At 68.0% G+C, this 16,412-nt stretch carries 16 protein-coding genes, 1 tRNA gene and 1 pseudogene; 7 read left to right on the top strand and 11 right to left on the bottom strand.

Features of this window, described 5'->3' with window-relative positions; all coding sequences use genetic code 11:
• Positions 1-136 precede the first annotated feature (136 nt).
• The 3 genes from BC793_RS51855 to BC793_RS36185 are packed head-to-tail and all read left to right on the top strand — an operon-like array spanning position 137 to position 2,401.
• Positions 137-1,480: a class E sortase gene (locus BC793_RS51855; protein ID WP_239170731.1), complete on the top strand. Its 1,344-nt coding sequence runs from the start codon at positions 137-139 to the stop codon at positions 1,478-1,480.
• Between the two features lie 5 nt (positions 1,481-1,485).
• Complete coding sequence (locus BC793_RS36190) at positions 1,486-1,746, top strand: hypothetical protein (RefSeq protein ID WP_109600860.1); 261 nt, start codon at positions 1,486-1,488, stop codon at positions 1,744-1,746.
• A gap of 4 nt (positions 1,747-1,750) precedes the next feature.
• Positions 1,751-2,401 carry an aminodeoxychorismate/anthranilate synthase component II gene (locus tag BC793_RS36185; protein WP_109600858.1) on the top strand — a complete coding sequence of 217 codons (651 nt, stop codon included), beginning with the start codon at positions 1,751-1,753 and terminating at the stop codon, positions 2,399-2,401.
• Between the two features lie 63 nt (positions 2,402-2,464).
• Here BC793_RS36185 and pknB read toward each other — a convergent pair whose 3' ends face one another.
• From pknB to BC793_RS36150, 7 genes are all read right to left on the bottom strand, one after another.
• The gene (pknB, locus tag BC793_RS36180) at positions 2,465-4,234 is read right to left on the bottom strand and encodes a Stk1 family PASTA domain-containing Ser/Thr kinase (protein WP_109600857.1); all 1,770 of its coding nucleotides are present in this window, start codon (positions 4,232-4,234) and stop codon (positions 2,465-2,467) included.
• Entirely contained in the window at positions 4,231-5,592 is a 1,362-nt protein-coding gene (locus BC793_RS36175) for a serine/threonine-protein kinase (RefSeq protein WP_109600855.1), read from the bottom strand. The genes pknB and BC793_RS36175 overlap by 4 nt, the downstream gene beginning before the upstream one ends.
• Before the next feature lies 1 nt (position 5,593).
• Positions 5,594-7,099, bottom strand: coding sequence for a penicillin-binding transpeptidase domain-containing protein (locus BC793_RS36170; protein ID WP_109600853.1), 1,506 nt, complete (start codon positions 7,097-7,099; stop codon positions 5,594-5,596).
• Complete coding sequence (locus BC793_RS36165; protein WP_203896655.1) at positions 7,096-8,550, bottom strand: FtsW/RodA/SpoVE family cell cycle protein; 1,455 nt, start codon at positions 8,548-8,550, stop codon at positions 7,096-7,098. Before BC793_RS36165 ends, BC793_RS36170 begins: the two co-directional genes overlap by 4 nt.
• Before the next feature lie 75 nt (positions 8,551-8,625).
• A complete protein-coding gene (locus tag BC793_RS36160; protein WP_109600850.1) occupies positions 8,626-9,987 on the bottom strand; it encodes a PP2C family protein-serine/threonine phosphatase in 1,362 nt (453 codons plus the stop codon).
• On the bottom strand, positions 9,984-10,466 hold the full coding sequence (locus BC793_RS36155; protein ID WP_093620755.1) for an FHA domain-containing protein FhaB/FipA: 483 nt from the start codon (positions 10,464-10,466) through the stop codon (positions 9,984-9,986). Before BC793_RS36155 ends, BC793_RS36160 begins: the two co-directional genes overlap by 4 nt.
• 5 nt (positions 10,467-10,471) lie before the next feature.
• On the bottom strand, positions 10,472-11,257 hold the full coding sequence (locus tag BC793_RS36150) for an FHA domain-containing protein (protein WP_093620829.1): 786 nt from the start codon (positions 11,255-11,257) through the stop codon (positions 10,472-10,474).
• Positions 11,258-11,488: 231 nt separating this feature from the next.
• Here BC793_RS36150 and BC793_RS36145 point away from each other — a divergent pair.
• From BC793_RS36145 to BC793_RS36135, 3 genes are all read left to right on the top strand, one after another.
• Positions 11,489-11,571: transfer RNA gene (locus BC793_RS36145), tRNA-Leu, on the top strand.
• A gap of 416 nt (positions 11,572-11,987) precedes the next feature.
• Complete coding sequence (locus BC793_RS36140; protein WP_109600848.1) at positions 11,988-12,806, top strand: WecB/TagA/CpsF family glycosyltransferase; 819 nt, start codon at positions 11,988-11,990, stop codon at positions 12,804-12,806.
• Positions 12,807-12,996: 190 nt separating this feature from the next.
• On the top strand, positions 12,997-13,602 hold the full coding sequence (locus tag BC793_RS36135) for a hypothetical protein (protein WP_239170732.1): 606 nt from the start codon (positions 12,997-12,999) through the stop codon (positions 13,600-13,602).
• A 160-nt stretch (positions 13,603-13,762) separates the two neighbouring features.
• Here BC793_RS36135 and BC793_RS36130 read toward each other — a convergent pair whose 3' ends face one another.
• From BC793_RS36130 to BC793_RS36120, 3 genes are all read right to left on the bottom strand, one after another.
• Positions 13,763-14,203 (bottom strand): hypothetical protein, encoded by a 441-nt coding sequence (locus BC793_RS36130; protein WP_109600844.1) that lies wholly within the window; start codon positions 14,201-14,203, stop codon positions 13,763-13,765.
• 217 nt (positions 14,204-14,420) lie between these two features.
• A complete protein-coding gene (locus tag BC793_RS36125) occupies positions 14,421-14,639 on the bottom strand; it encodes a DUF397 domain-containing protein (RefSeq protein ID WP_373871338.1) in 219 nt (72 codons plus the stop codon).
• Entirely contained in the window at positions 14,609-15,490 is an 882-nt protein-coding gene (locus BC793_RS36120) for a helix-turn-helix domain-containing protein (RefSeq protein ID WP_109600840.1), read from the bottom strand. The genes BC793_RS36125 and BC793_RS36120 overlap by 31 nt, the downstream gene beginning before the upstream one ends.
• A gap of 380 nt (positions 15,491-15,870) precedes the next feature.
• On the opposite strand from BC793_RS36120, the gene BC793_RS36115 reads away from it, so the two are divergent.
• Positions 15,871-16,176: a hypothetical protein gene (locus tag BC793_RS36115; protein WP_346265299.1), complete on the top strand. Its 306-nt coding sequence runs from the start codon at positions 15,871-15,873 to the stop codon at positions 16,174-16,176.
• Here BC793_RS36115 and BC793_RS50785 read toward each other — a convergent pair.
• Positions 16,173-16,412 (bottom strand): annotated as a pseudogene (locus tag BC793_RS50785) (IS630 family transposase); the annotation flags it as partial. The gene BC793_RS36115 and the pseudogene BC793_RS50785 overlap by 4 nt on opposite strands.

Raw genomic sequence — 16,412 nt, 5'->3', positions numbered from 1 at the left:
CGCGGCGCACAATCCGCAGGCCGCCGCCCCGTCCGTGGCACACCAACCGCAAGCCGCCGCCCCATCCGCAGCGCATAATCCGCAGCCCGCCGCCCCGTTCGCGGCGCACAATCCGCAGGCTGCTCCGCATCACCCCATGGCCGCTCCCACGGCCGCGCACAATGCGCTGGCCGCAGCAGGGAACGCGGGTATGCCGCCCCTGGCCGGCACCGCGGGAATGCCATCCACAGCCGGCGCCGCGGGCATGCCGGGTCCGGCGGGGTCCTACGACGGCGCGACGACCGCCTGGGCTCCGGCCACCGCCGACCAGCAGGGCCGCGCGCAGCAGGGCTGGTCGCGTACCGAAGGCACCGCCTGGCCTGTCCCGGAACCCTCAGGTGCGCCGGCCGGCCCGGCCGACTGGCTGCCCGGCGGCACGGGGCCGGAGGCCGCACCGGCGTGGACGGCCGGGCCGACGCGGGACCCGAGTCCGACCGCGATCATCCGTACCATCGACGCCCCGACCGGCCTGCTGCCGGCCGTCCAGCCCGCCCGCCCGGCCGTACCCGCCCTTCCCCCGCCGGGGATCGTGGCGCAGGCCGCGCGTGAGGCGGCCGGCCCGGATGCCGTGCTGGGTGCGGCGTCGGTGTCGCCCGCGGCCGTGGGGGCGAACTCCGGCGGTCTCCCGGCGGAGACCGAGCCGGACCCGGCCGAGGACACGAAGACGAAGCGCGGTGAGCGTGTGGTCAAACTGCGCCCGGAGCAGACCGAGGAGGGCTACAAGAGCGTCTACTCCGAGTTGACCCGCCCGACCCTCGGCTCCCGGATCCGCACCGGCATCCGCACCTCCGGCGAACTGATGATCACTTTCGGTCTCGTGGTGCTGCTGTTCGCCGGCTATCAGGTCTTCGGCAACTCGGCGGCGGTCGACGCCGAGCAGGACACCCTCGGCTCGGAGCTCGACCAGGCCTGGGCCGACCCGACCGTGGCGCCGACCGCGGGCAGCGCCGTGAAGGGCCCGAAAGCACCCGGGGCGAACCTGGTGGGCCGGCTCTACATCCCGAAACTGGACAAGAAGTGGGTGGTCGTCGACGGCGTCCAGCCCGACGACATCCGGTACGCGCCGGGTCACTACCCGGAGACCGCGAAGCCGGGGCAGGTCGGCAACTTCTCGGTCGCCGGCCACCGGGTCCGGAAGATCTTCTGGCGGCTCGACGAGATGAACGACGGTGACGTCATCGGCGTCGAGACCCGGGACAGCTGGTACATCTACCACGTCTACCAGCAGGTGGTGGTGAAGCCGAACCAGGTCGAGGTGGTCGCCCCGGTACCGGGCAAACCCAAGGCCAAACCCACCCGGGCGCTGCTCACCCTCACCACCTGCAACCCGAAGTTCAACAACTACGAGCGGCTGATCATCCACGCCGAGCTGGTCAAGACGGTCCCCCGGGACCAGGCCCTGCCCGACGCCGGCATGCCGGCCGAGATGAAAGCGTCCTGACGACGATGTACGCGTGGATCTGGCGCAAGCTGCCGGGCGGCGTCTGGAGCAAACTGTCCTTCTCGCTCGTGCTGGCCGCGGCGATCGGGACCCTGCTCTGGTATGTCATCTTCCCGTGGGCCACCCCGCTGCTGCCGTTCGACGACGTCCAGGTCGAGGCCGGCAACGGGGAGGACGCCGGGTCCACCGTCCCCGGCGACGAGGGTCCGGACGAGCCGCCCTACGACACCACCACGAACCAGCCCAAGCCGAGTCCCAGCAGGTGATGACGTGCGCATTCTCGTGATCGACAACTATGACTCGTTCGTTTTCAACCTGGTGCAGTACCTGGGTCAGCTCGGTGCCGAGTGCGAGGTGCGCCGCAACGACGAGATCTCGGTCGCCGACGTGGGCGGGTTCGGCGCGGCCGGCATCCTGCTCTCACCGGGCCCGGGCGAGCCCACCCGCGCCGGGATCATGATGGACGTGATCAAGGAGTACGCCGGGAAGATCCCCATGTTCGGTGTCTGCCTCGGCCACCAGGCGATCGGTGCGGCGTTCGGCGCCACCGTGACCCGCGCCCCCGAGCTGTTGCACGGCAAGACCTCCGAAGTCCACCACCAGGGGACCGGTGTGCTGGCCGGGCTGCCCGACCCGTTCACCGCGACCCGCTATCACTCGCTCGCCGTTCTGCCGGAGACCCTGCCGGCCGAGATCGAGGTCACCGGGACGACCGACTCGGGCGTCGTGATGGCGATGCGGCACCGGGAGCTGCCGATCGAGGGTGTGCAGTTCCACCCCGAGTCGGTGCTGACCGAAGGTGGTCACACCATGCTGGCCAACTGGCTGGCCTCGTGCGGGCTGTCGTCGGCGCTGGAGAAGGCACCGGCCCTCGCCGCCGAGGTGGAGACCCGCCGCCGGTCCGCCTTCGCCACCGCGTAACGCCCCCGCCGTACGAGAAAGGCCGGCACCCCTCGGGGTACCGGCCTTCGTCGTTTCCGTGGATCAGGGCTCTTCGCCGCCGCCCTCGCCGGTCCCGGTCGACTCCGAGGTGCTCGGGTCCGGGTTCGGCTCGCCGATCACCGTGAGCTTGATGGTGGTGTTGCGCTCGACTTCCTTGCCCGCCTTCGTACCCTGGCTGATCACGGTGCCCGGCTCACCGTCGGCCTGCACGAACTGCGGGTCGGCGATCAGGTCCACGGCCTCCAGCAGAGCCTGCGCGGCCTCGAGCGACTTCTCCTCCACCGGCGGCACCTTGACCAGGTTGTTGTTGGAAACCGTCACGGTGATCGTGGTGCCGGGGTCGACCTTGTCGCCGGCCTTCTCGACCTTGAGCACCCGGTCCTTCTCGGAGGAACTGTTCACCCGGTTGACGTCGACTTTCAGACCGAGATTGGTCAGACGTGACTGGGCTGTGCTGAGAGGGCTACCGACCAGGTCTTCCGGCACATCCACCGGCTCCGGCGCGTTGCAGACCTTGTACGTGACCGGATCGGTCGCCGTCACGGTGGCGCCGGCCTTCGGGTCCTGGGCGACGACCGTGCCGTCGCAGTCGTTCTTCGTGTCCGGCGGCAGGGCAGTGGCCTTGGTCAGGCCGACCCGCGTGAGTTCGGCCTCGACCTCCGCGGGCGTCAGCCCTTCGAGTTTCGGCATGGCGAAGGTCTGGGGCGTGTTCGTGTCCGGGTTGGTGTTGTCGCCCTTCTTGGACATCGCCAGGGCGACGCCGAGAACGACCACGACGAGAACCGCCAGACCGGCGACCACGGCCATCACCCATGAAGACCGGCTCTCCGGTTTCTGGGGGGCGCCCATCGACGCCGGGATGGGCCGCTGGATGGTGGTGGCGCCCTGCGGCTGCCACTGCCGAGGGCCGCCGCCCTGCATCGCGACGGTCTCGGCCTGGCTCATCACCGGGGTCGCCATCACCGGGCGGCCGGAGACGGCACGCAGCGCGTCGGCGCGCATCTCCTGCGAGCTCTGGTAACGGTTCAGCGGGTTCTTGGCCAGCGCTTTCAGCACGATCGCGTCGATGTCCGCCGGGACCTCGCGGTTGATCGAGCTGGGAACCCGGGGCTCCTCACGCACGTGCTGGTAGGCGACGCTGACCGGGCTGTCGCCGACGAATGGCGGCTGTCCGATGACCAGTTCGAAAAGGACACAGCCGGCCGCGTACACATCGGAGCGTGCGTCGACCGACTCACCGCGAGCCTGCTCCGGCGAGAGATACTGTGCGGTACCGATCACCGCGCTGGTCTGCGTCATGGTGGTGGCACCGCTGGCCAGAGCCCGCGCGATACCGAAGTCCATCACCTTGACCTGGCCGTTCTGCGTGATCATCACGTTGCCGGGCTTGATGTCCCGGTGGATGATCCCGTGCCGGTGGCTGAACTCCAGGGCCGCGCAGATATCGGCGATGATCTCCAGGGCGCGGCGTGGTTGCAGCCGCTGCTCCTGGGCGAGGACCTCCTTGAGGGTCCGCCCGTTGACGAACTCCATCACGATGAACGGCAGCTTCTCGCCGGTGGCCGAGATCTCCTCGCCGGTGTCGTAGACGGCGACGATCGCCGGGTGGTTCAGGGCGGCGGAGTTCTGTGCCTCACGACGGAACCGCTCCTGGAACGTGGCGTCACGGGCCAGATCGGTGCGCAGCATCTTGATCGCGACGTCACGGCCTAGGCGCAGATCGCGACCCTTGTGCACCTCGGCCATGCCGCCGTAGCCGAGCAGCTCGCCGACCTGATACCTGCCACCGAGCAGGCGGGCCTGAGCCGTCATAACGTCTGTCGTCCTTCGTTCGGTCGGATCCAGCCGAGCTGGGCATCGGCCTTTGTAAGACGGTACGACGCCACCGACACAGGGTCGACGACCACGCCCGAGCGGAGGATAGCCTCAGAGCTGCTGTGATGACCCAGCGTGCTGCCTGAGGCGGAGTTGCTGTTGCCATGTCGTAACAGGAAAGAGATGACTCCGGCGCAGAGCAGCACCAGCAGAGCCAGCACCACGGCGAGAACCACGAGCACCTGGCGCCCGAAGGAACTCTCCTGCTTCGCGGCCGGCGGTTGTGGATGGTACGCGTTCGCCGGCGGACCCGACTGCGGCCGGTACGACGGAGGTGCCGGAGACATCGGCTGAGAAACCGGCGGTGCGGACGGCACCGACGCCGCACCCCGGGCCCCGGACACCGGCCGTGGCACCGCCGCACGTGCGGAACCCGAGGTGGGCCCACCCGACTGCGGACGGTTCGGCGGCGCGCTCGTGGGACGCGAGTTGTGCACCGGCGGCGCGGACTGCGGGGCGACCGGCTGCTGCGCGGTGGTCAGTGAGGACGCGGCCTGCCGGGCCACCGCGGCCATCGCCGAGGCGCTCGGCCAGCGGGCCCCCGGGTCCTTGGCCATGGCGCGTTCGACGATCGCACGGACCGCGGGCGGGATGTCGGCGGGCAGCGGGCGCGGGGTCTCCCGGACGTGCTTCATCGCGATCTCGATCGGGGTGGCCCCGTCGAACGGGCGATGGCCGGAAAGGCACTGGTAGGCGACGACGCCCAGGGCGTACACATCGGAGGCGGCGGTCGCGACGTCGCCGGCGGCCTGCTCAGGGGAGATGTAGGACGCCGTGCCGAGCACCGCGCCGGCCACCGTCAGTTGTCCGACCAGCGCGGAACGGGCGATGCCGAAGTCCGTGAGGACCAGGGTGCCGTTCGGGCGTACCAGAAGATTGCCGGGTTTGACGTCGCGGTGGACGATGCCGTTGCCGTGTGCGGCCTGCAACGCGTCGGCGGCCTGCGCGACCAGCGCCATGGTCCGTGCCGGCGTCAACCGGCCGACCCGGCTCAGAGTGCGCGAGAGGGCGTCGCCCTCGACGTACTCCATGACGAGGAATGCGATCTGCTGATCGCTGCCGTAGTCGTAGACGTCCACGACGCCGGGATGGTTGATGGTGGCCATGGTCCGTGCCTCGCCGCGGAACCGCTCGGCGAACCCCGGCTCGTCGAGCAGCGCGGGCAACAGGATCTTGACAGCGACGGTCCGGCCCAGCACGTCGTCCGTGCCACGCCAGACATCGCCCATGCCGCCACCGGCGATACGCTCCTCCAAGCGGTATCGCCCACCGAGCATGACCCCCGGCCGGATCATGTCAGTCCCCTCCCCGGCCCGCGGCGGCCTTCATGATGAGCCCGGCGATCCGGGCTGCCTCGGCGCTGGCATGACCGCCGGGCACGTTCTCCAGCATGACGCACACCGCGGACACCGCCTTACCGTCCTCGTCGTACGCGAAGCCGATGAACCACCCGTGCGGGTCCGCGCCCTCGGCGTTCTGCGCGGTTCCGGTCTTGCCGCCGACGGTGAAGCCACTGATCTTGGCGTTCTTACCGGTGCCGTTCTCGACGACGCTGACCATCATCTCTTTGAGGCCCTCGGCGACACCGGCGCTGGTGGGCTCCCGGAGCGGTTTCGGGACGGCGGTGTAGATCGTCCGCCGGTCCGCGTCGAGCTGCTGTTGCACCAGGTAGGGGCGCATCTGCTTGCCATTGTTCGCCACCGTGGCGGCCATCAGCGCACCCACCAGCGGGGTCATCCGGACGTCACGCTGGCCGAGCGACGACTGGGCGAGAGCGGACTTGTCGACGCTGCCGTCCGCGTTGGCGATGGCGCCCATCCGGCTGGCCGCCACCGGCAGGCCCTTGTCGGCGGCCTCGAGGTCGCCGACGAACAGGGCCTCGTCCTCGAAGCCCCACTTCTTGGCTGTGTCGATCACCACATCCCGGCCGAGCTTCACGCCCAGCTTCGAGAAGCCGGTGTTACAGCTGGTGGTCAGCGCGTCCTTGAGAGTGATCTGACTGCCGGGGCAGACCTCGTCCTCGGAGTTGCGGATCGTGGCGCCGCCCTCCTGATAGACAGCGCCCGCCGGGATCTCGGTTCCGAGGTTGTAGTTGTTCTCCAGCGCCGCCGCCGAGATGATCACCTTGAAGACCGAGCCGGGTGGCAGGGTGTTCGCCACCGCGCGGTTCAACAGCGGGTCGTCCTCGTCGGCGTTCAGCTTCTTGTACGCCTCCCCGGCCACCTTGTCGTCATGGCTGGCCAGCGGGTTCGGGTTGTAGCTCGGCATCGAGACCATCGCCTGGATCGCGCCCGTGTTCGGGTCGATCGCGACCGCCGCGCCCTTGGTCACCCCGCGCTCGTTCTTGGTCATCTGTTTCCAGGCGACCTCCTGCGCTCGGGGGATCAGCGACAGCACGATGTTGCCGCCACCGGTCTTGTCACCGGTGAACATGTCGCTGAGCCGGTCGGCGAAGAGCTTGTCGCTGGAGCCGGAGAGGATGTCGTTCTCGAAATCCTCGACACCGACCGCCGCCATGTTGACCGGCTTGTAGCCGAGCACCGACGCGTAGATCTCCTTCTTCGGGTAGATCCGCTGGTACTTGAGCTCGCCATCGGTCGCGGTGCTCTGGGCCAGGGTCTCGCCACCGGCCGCCTGGATCACACCGCGGGGCCGTTCGTACTCGGCGATCTGGACCCGGTTGTTGCGGGCGTCGTTGCGGTACTCGTCGGCCTTGTACGCCTGAATCCAGTTCAGCTTGCCGAAGATCAGCGCGAACAGGACGAGGATGACGACGCCTGAGCGTCGGAGAGGGGCGTTCACGGCTTGATCACCTCCGTCATGGCGCCGTGCAGTTGGGTGGGTGCCTTCTTCGGGCCGCCGGCGCGTTCCGCCGGAGTGTTCGCCGGCCGGCGTGCGGCGTCCGAGATCCGTAGCAGCATCGCGATGAGCAACCAGTTCGCCATCAGCGAGGAGCCACCCGCGGAGAGGAACGGGGTGGTCTGGCCGGTCAGCGGGATCAGGCCCGTGATGCCGCCGAGGATCACGAAGACCTGGAGGCCGAGGGTGAAGGCCAGACCGCCGGCGACCAGCTTGCCGAACGAGTCACGCACCGCGAGCGCCGCGTGCAGGCCGCGCTCCACGATCAACAGGTAGATGATCAGCAGGGCGGCGAGGCCGAACAGGCCGATCTCCTCACCGAGGCCGGCGAAGATGAAGTCGGTGCGGACCTCGGGCACCTTGAACGGCGAACCGGCTCCCGGCCCGGTGCCGAACAGGCCGCCGGTGCCCAGGCCCAGCAGACCCTGGACCAGCTGGTAGCTGTTCCCGCTCTTGCGCTCGTAGTTCTCCTGGGAGAACGGGTCGAGCCAGATCTCGGCCCGGTCGTAGAAGTTCGCGAACGGACCGCCCACCACGTCGCCGAGCAGATACGCGACGTAGACGCCACCGAAGAACAGGAGCAGGCCGATGATCAGCCAGCTGGATCGTTCGGTCGCGACGTAGAGGGTGACGATGAAGAGGCCGAAGTAGAGCAGTGCGGTGCCGAGATCCTTCTCGAAGACCAGCACCAGGAGGCTGAACAGCCACACCGTCAGAACCGGGCCGAGGTCGCGGCCACGCGGGAAGTCGATGCCGAGAACCCGGTGGCTGGCCAGCGACAGAACCTCACGCTTGCGGACCAGGTAGTAGGCGAAGAACGACACCAGTGCCAGCTTGGCGAACTCACCCGGCTGGATCGAGACCGAACCGAGCCGGATCCACAGCTTCGCGCCGTTCACCTCGGAGATGCTGGCGGGCAGGACCGCCGGGATCATCATCAGCACGATGCCGACAAGACCCAGGGTGTACGCGTACCGGGACACCACCCGGTGGTCGCGCAACAGCAGGAGCAGCACCGCCGCCAGGATCAGCGACAGCAGCGTCCAGGCCAGCTGGCGGCCACTGGTCTCGGCGAAGAACCCCGGGATGGCCAGCTTGTTGGCGATCGCGTTCTCAAGGTCGAGACGGCGCAGGAACGCCACGCCGATGCCGTTGATCAGTGCCACCGACGGAAGCAGCACCGGGTCGGCGAACGGAGCGGTGAACCGCACCACCATGTGCAGACCGAAGAACAGGATGCCGATCAGACCGGCCGGCACCCAGAAGTTCGGCCGGATCTCGTCGAACTGGTTGGCCTCCACCGTCGCGCCGAACGCGGCGACGAGCAGCATGGCGAACACCAGCAGTCCGAGTTCGGCGTTGCGGCGTGTCTTCAATCCCCGGATACGCGACATCTCGCCCGTGGGAGCGGGCGGTGGAGCCGGTACGGCGGACGCGGTCAAGAATCTTCCCCAGACTGTAGGCCGTGCTCAGTCGACGGTCCGGCACCCGACCGGGTCGACCGTCGGCGGAGCACTTTCGGAGGCAGCCGGAGCGGAGGCGGAACCGCTCGGTTTCGGCGCCGGACTCGGCGTAGCCGCGGTCGTTGGCGTCGTACCGGCGACGGTGCAGATCGGCTTGAGATTGGAGTTCGACGGATCGTCACTGGTCAGATCGGCCAGAGTGGTCCGGGCGGCGGCCTGGTCGGTGGCGTGGATGCCCTCCTTGACCCGCTCCTGGGCAGCCGTGGTCAGGTCGTTCAGCCGCACCGTGCTGGTCTCGCTCACCGTCGACAGGTCCAGGCCGGCGATCTGACCGGGCACGCCCTGGAAGATGGCGAGCTCGCCCTGCTCGGTGGCCCCGACGTAGTACTGATCCTGGGTGTACCGCCAGCCGGCCCACAGGCCACCGCCGAGCACCGCCATCAGGGCCAGCACCATCAGGGTCGTCCGCACCGGATGCCCGGCCGGCTCCGCGTCCCGCTCGTAGCCACCCGTCGGCTCCGGCTGGGCCGGGCGGGGCGGAGGCTTGAGCGCGGCGGCCCGCGCCGCCGAGGTGGAGCTGTCCGCCACCGTGGTGTTGCCCCGGTCGAGTGACGCGGCGCCACCCACGATCGGCGCCTGCTCCATGATGTCGGCATCGGTGGCGTCGGCGATGATGACCGTGATGTTGTCCGGTCCGCCGCCGCGCAACGCCAGCTGCACCAGCCGCTCGACGCACGCCTTCGGGTCGGCGAGCTCGCGCATGGTCTGCCCGATCGTCTCGCCGCTGACCACGCCGGAGAGCCCGTCGCTACAGATCAGGTAACGGTCGCCCTTGAGTACCTGACGGACCGAATACTCCGGGTCGATGTCCCGGCCGTCCAGCGCGCGGGTGAGCAGCGAGCGCTGCGGATGGCTGCTCGCCTCCTCCGGACTGACCCGGCCCTCGTCGACCAGCATCTGGACGTACGTGTCGTCCTTGGTGATCTGCGCGAACTCACCCTTGCGCAGAAGGTAGGCCCGGGAGTCGCCGATGTGCACCATCCCGAACTTGCTGCCGGAGAAGAGGACCGCGGTGAGCGTGGTCCCCATCCCCTCCAGCTGAGGGTTGGCGTCGACGGTGTCCCGGAGCTGCTGGTTGGCTGTCCCGACGGCATGCCGCAGGGCGTCGACCATGGCGTCCCCGGGGACGTCGTCGTCGAGGTGGGCCATCGCAGCGATGACGATGTTGGACGCGACGTCACCAGCGGCCATACCGCCCATGCCGTCCGCGACAGCGAGAAGTCGCGGCCCGGCGTAGACGGAGTCCTGGTTCAGGTCTCGGATCAGACCGCGGTCGCTCTGAGCGGCATAGCGCAGGGTCAGGGTCATGGCCGTAACTCGAGGGAAGTGCGCCCGATGCGGATCGGAACGCCAAGGGGGACTGGAGTGGGTCCGGAGACCTTACCGCGATCAAGGTAGGTGCCGTTGGTCGAGCCGAGGTCCTCGACGAACCACTGGCCCTCACGAGGCACCAGGCGGGCGTGCCGGGCCGACGCGAAGTCATCGGTGATGACGAGCGTCGAATCCTCGGCCCGCCCGATCGTGATCGGGGCTTCACCGAGAGTGATCCTCGTGCCGGCCAGATTGCCGGCAGTCACGACCAGTTGCCGCGCTGCCTTACCGCGTTTCACCTTCGCCGGCCGGCCCTGCAGCACCGCGCCACCCACCCCCCGAGGGCTGGCGACGATGCTCTTGGTCCGGCCGCCCGCGAAGAGATCCCGCCGGATCACCCCGACAACCGTGAACACGAAGATCCACAGAAGGATGAGAAATCCGAACCGGGCGACGGTGAGGACGAATTCGGGCAAGGTTGCTAGCCGTCCACTCGGAAGGTGAGTGTTGTCGTACCGAGCTGGATCATGTCGCCCGGGTTGAGTGCGACGGCGGACACCCGCTGGCCGTTGACCATGGTGCCGTTCGTCGAGCCCAGGTCGGTAAGCACGACCTGGTTGCCGTCGTAGTCCAGCCGGGCGTGCCGGCGCGAGATACCGACGTCGGGCAGGCGCAGGTTGGCCTGGTCACCACGGCCGATCACCGTCGAGCCCATCTGCAGCGGGTAGGTCCGGCCATCACCGGAGACCAGGCCCACACTGCGCGGCCCACCGTGGTGATGCTGCTGATAGCCACCACCCTGCTGGTCGTAGGGCGAATACTGCGGGCCGGCGTCATACGCGGGCTGCTGCACCGGGGCGACCTCGCCACCCGTGTACACCTCCGCGGTGACACGGAACATGCCCGTGTCCAGGCCGTCGCCCCGCTCGATCTCGACGATCACATCGCCATACACCGTCCAGGCCTGCTCACCGATGAACTCGGCCTGGGACTGCGCCAGCTCCTGCGCCAGTGCCGCGGCGTAGGGCGCCAGACGACTGTGGTCGTAGGGCGACAGATCGATCACATAGCGGTTGGGCACGAGAGTGCGACCACCGGCCAGGATGGCCTTGTGCGCCTCGGCCTCCCGCTGCATGGCATTCAGAATCTCCACAGGGTGCACGACACCCTTGAAGACCTTGGCGAAGGCCCCTTCGACAAGGCCTTCCAATCGCTTCTCAAAGCGCTGCAGCACGCTCACCGGCTCCTCCTCGGGTTCCGAGGACATGATGGTATCCGGCGACCGCTTGCGCATCTGTAGCCCAAGAGCAGCCGGCACTTCTGACCCTCGTATGGCGCCCCGGAACGCCGTGCTAATGTTTCCTCCGTTGCCGGGGCGATATCAACTCGCTAGGTGACGTGCGACAGCGTAGTCTGTCGCAGCCAGTAACAAGAAGCAGGCCCGACCGGCCGGTTTCAGCCGAAAAGATCAGATGTATGATCTTGGAGGCAGTCACATGGGGATGTGGCGGAATGGCAGACGCGCACGGTTCAGGTCCGTGTGTCCGAAAGGACGTGGGGGTTCAACTCCCCCCATCCCCACGAGATCGAATGGGCGACCCTTGTCCGCGGAAAGCGCGGACCTGCGGTCGCTCTCGTCTTTTCTGCCCCGTGGGCCGAGCCCCCGGGTGCCCCGCATCACGGTGGGCGCGGTGAGTGGGCCGGTCACGGTTACTTCAAGTAGGCACGGTTCTGGTCAGTGCGCCGGGTCATGGTTACTTCGGGTAGGCACGGTTCTGGTCGGTGGGCCGGGTCATGGTTACTTCGGGTGGGCGCGGTTCTGGTCGGTGGGGCGGTCAGGGTTACTTCGGCGGGCTGTTGCTGTTGGAACCTTCAGACCAGGTTGGGGTACGGCTACGTGTCCTGGGTTCGGGCCTGAGGTTTCGTCATCTTTCGGGTGACGGTAAGTAGGGCGTTATGCTCGCGGCTTTATTCGGTCTTCAGGGTGGGGTGCGGTCGTGACGGCGACTGGTGTCGGACAGGGCAAGCGCAACGTTCTCGGTGTGCTTGTGGATGCGACTGACTATGCGACTGCTACGGCACGGATCATCGAGGCAGCCCGGGAGCAGCGGCCGTTCGCGGTCACCGCGCTGGCGGTGCACGGGGTGATGACCGGTGTCGAGGATCCGGCGCACAACGCTCGGCTCAACTCGTTCGATCTCGTCACTCCGGACGGGCAGCCGGTCCGGTGGGCGCTCAACCTGTTGCACGGGGCGGGGCTCACGGATCGGGTCTACGGGCCGACGCTGACCCTGAAGGTGGTCGAGCAGGCCGCCGCCGAAGGGCTGCCGGTCTACCTCTACGGGTCCACCGAGCCGACGCTGGAGCGGCTGGTGCCGGCGCTCCAGGGCATGTTCCCGGCTCTGAAGATCGCCGGCGTGGAGGCCTCCAAGTTCCGGAAGTCTCAGCCGGGTGAGCCGGAGGCGATCGCCGAGCGGATCAAGGCGTCCGGCGCCCGGGTGGTGCTGGTCGGCCTCGGGTGCCCGCGGCAGGAGGTCTTCACCTACGCCATGCGGCCCCTGCTGGACATGCCGCTGCTGGCCGTGGGCGCAGCGTTCGACTATCACGCCGGGCTGCTGAAGAACCCGCCCGCGTGGATGCAGAAGTACGCCCTGGAGTGGCTGTGGCGCCTCGGCCTGGAGCCCAAGCGACTGTGGAAGCGGTACATCCTGCTCAACCCGGCATACCTGAGCCGGCTCGGCGCGCAGAAGCTCGGCCTGTGGAAAGCGGCCCCGCCGGCTCCGGCGACCGTTCCGGTGGCCGAGTTCGCCGTCTGACCGCTGCGATCTTGTATTTGACAGCGTGTCACAGATCACTCACTGAGTGCCCTCATTGGTCCACATAGTCCGGGAAGTTCTCTACCGTCCGCGACAGGTCGCGCACAGCTGGTGACGCGGCACCCCTACGGGTACCGCGTCCGGGCATATCCCGGTTTCGCAACCGTCACAAACGGTGAACGCTGTCGATGTGAACACCGTTGTGGACATCACCCTCATCGGCATCCTCGCCGCCGTCTGGCTCGCTGCCGGGCTCCTCGCGGACGCCATGCCCACCGCCGGCAGCGCGCGCCAGCTCCGGCGCCGGGCCGGGCTGCTCTCCGCGCTGGTCGGTGCGGGCGTCGCGGTGTTCGCCGCGGTTCCGCTGATCGCCGGTCTGGTGCCGGGCGTCTCGGCGGCGCCGACCGCCGCGCTGCTCCCGGCCGTTCCGGCGCTTCTCGTTCTGACCGCGACTGTGCGCCGTCTCGGCTGGGTCCGGCGGGGCGCGGGGGCGTTCTCCACCGCGCCACGCACGCCGGTGCCGCCGGCTCTGCGGGCGGCGGCCGCACATCCGCTGCTGGCCGCACCCCTACAGATCACCGGTCTGGCCGCGCTGGTCGGCCTGCCGATCGCGGCCGGCCTGGTGGCGCTGCCCGGTGGTCAGGCCACCGCGACGGCCAGTCTCGCCGTCATCGCGATCGTGTTGGCGGTGGCCGTGATCGGCATCCGGGCCGGCCTGCGGCACAGCCGTCTCGCGCCGCTGGTCATGGCCCCTCTGCACCGGGACCGCGAGCGGACCCCGGTCGGCGCCCGCTGATTAGGCGCCACCACCCGCCCGCTGACGAGGCGCCACCCGCCCGCTGGCGAGGCGTCGCCATCGTGACCGCTGACGAGGCGTCACCACCGTGACCGCCCACTGACGGAGCGTCTCCCCGAGGTGTCGCTGGGAAGCCGGGGAACGGGCAGCGGGCGTACCTCTAGTGCTTCTTGGCCTCTTGAACGTAGAGCAGCTCCAGGATGGACCGCGCCGCCTCGAACCAACGGTCCAGCCACTCGGCCGGCGGCAGGGTGCCACGGGCCGGCAGTTCCAGCAGGAGACCGCGCAGCAGCGGGTGATCGGCCATTGACTGGCTCGACGATTCGGCCCAGCCGGCCGAGAAGACGGGGTCGCTCAGACCCTGGAGATCGAGGGACGGGAGTTTCGACGCCCGGTCCAGCGGGGTGGACGGCTCGATGCTGGTGTGCGAGCGGCCGGGTGACCGGGTCGGCAGTCCGGCGGCGGTACGGGACACCAGATCGCCGTCACCCTCGGGTGCCAGCGCGTCACGCCGTCCCTGCCGGTATGCGCTCACCCCGCCACTGAATCTGTCCTGCGCCGTCGGCGAACCGTTGCTGAGGTTGTCGGAACCAATCGTCATCTGTCTGCCTTGCCTCGTTCGGGCCGGCTCGCACCGCTGTCTCAGAGGTTGTGAGACACCGTGGAGAACCGGCCGGTGATGTGTCCCGGCCCACAGCGCGGTCCGGTCCGCGCTTGGACTTTTCAACGAGGCGAGTCGCACACAGCGACGGCAGAATCGGGCAAATAGCACGGCCGACCCGGGCGATCCGCTCGCCGGGCCGGCCATGCCGACGTTCTCAGAGGTCGAACTCGCCGTCCTTGGCACCACCCACGAACGCGTCCCACTCAGCCGTCGTGAAGATGAGCGCCGCTCCCGACGGGTTCTTCGAGTCCCGCACCGCGATGGCCTCACCGACGAACGCGACCTCGACACAGTTGTCGCAGTTGGGGCCGCTTCGCGTGCTCTTGAACCACCGAGCGTGGTTCAGATCGACTCGGAGGCCCTTCGCCTCGATTTCCACAATGGCTCCTCTACCAGCACTTTGATCATCTCGCTGGACGCTTCCGGATCGAGGGCGGCAGCCCGGATGGTGTCGAACACCTCCCGGTACGTACGAAGTTCGTCGTCCTTCTCCAGGAAGAGCCCGCCGGCCGCGTTCTCCGCGAACACCAGGTCGGGGTCACCGTCCGAGGGGAAGTCGAGGATCGCGAACGCGCCGTCCATCGCGGCGTGTGCGCCGACAGCGAACGGCAGGATCTGGAGAGTCACGTTCGGCAGACGGGTTGCCTCGAGCAGATGCAGGAACTGCTCACGCATGACCGCGTCGCCACCGACCGGACGACTCACCACCGCTTCATCGAGCACCACCCGAAGATCGATTGGATCGTCCTGAATCAACAACGACTGGCGTTGCATGCGGACGCGGACACGTTGCGCGATTCTCTGGTCGGTGTCATCCCATCGGGCGGATCCAATGAGTGCCAGCGCATAGTCCTCTGTCTGCAATAGACCGGGAATGACCTGCTGCTCGTACGTCCTAATTGATCTAGCTTCGGCCTCGAAGCCCACGTAAGTGCTGTTCAGGACGGTTGAATAGGGATGCCCCCACCCTCTCTGACGAGCGTCTCGAGCAATTCCGACGAGACCTTCCGCTATATCCGGATTCACACCATAAAAGGCCAACATGTCGCTAACGTCGGCGGTCGTGGCGCTGGTATGTCCGGTTTCGATGCGGGATATCTTGGATGGCGAACAGCCCAGCCGCTGGGCCACCACATCGATGGTCACGCCGGCCGCCTCACGGAGTCTGCGCAGTTCGACGCCGAGGCGGCGCCGACGAAGGGTGGGACTGCGGCGTCGATTCACCAGCCCAGTCTTCCGACCGGTTCATGATCGTTCAAGCACAGTGGATGATCACGGAGAATCACGGAAGCGTGACATGCAACTTGCATCGACAGGACTGGTGGTGCAATCTTTCCGTATGGCCAGCGTCACTTAACGTTCTTGAGGGACAAGGTCAAAATCGACAAAACGCACCATACGACGTCCATCACGGGGCGCCGAGCCATTGGCAGTCCGTTGTGGACTTCCGCCCCGACACGGGTGGGGCTGTTCGGCGATAGTGACGTTCCGCAACCTCCTTCGATGGCCAAATCCATCGGAGCCTTGCAAAAGTGCATCAAGGCGGCAAACTGATGCACTTGTCACCATCCACATCCCACACGAGTCTCAGGGCAGGAGATGACGTGGTTCTACCTCGGTCCGGTGATGTCATCCACGTGACGAAGGCGGCAAGCGTCCAGTTCGCATCACCCATGTTGTTCCGGGTCATCCGGGTGCACGACTGGCCGACCTACGAGGGCTGGGTCTGGCTGGACGGCTACGAGTTGAACTCGGCCGGTGACGCGGTCGAGCGCCGATCCATCTTCGTACAGGTCAGCGGGCTGCGCCCGGTCGGAAAGGCGCCCGATCCACGGGCCCGCAACGGCCGTCAGCCGGCCACTCGTCCGGGAGTCCTCCCCAACCGGACGATCCGCACCACCAACCGCTAAGCGCCTGATCTGAAGTGTTGTTCGTAACCCTCGGGGAGCCAGGGTGAGGTCCATGGTGCGGCGGTAGTGCGGTTCTCGGCGTCGGTGCGGTAGCGGAAGAACGCGTGGGCCTGACGGACTCGGTCGGCCATGGTCGCCGGTGCGGTGTTCGCGATCTTTCGTTTCAGGGCGGCCCAGATCCGTTCGACGGGGTTGTCCTGAGGGCTGTATCTGGCGCCTTCGATCACTTGTAGCCG

This window comes from Actinoplanes xinjiangensis (genome assembly GCF_003148685.1).
Taxonomy (GTDB): Bacteria; Actinomycetota; Actinomycetes; order Mycobacteriales; family Micromonosporaceae; genus Actinoplanes; species Actinoplanes xinjiangensis.
This window is presented reverse-complemented; position numbering and strand designations above follow the sequence as displayed.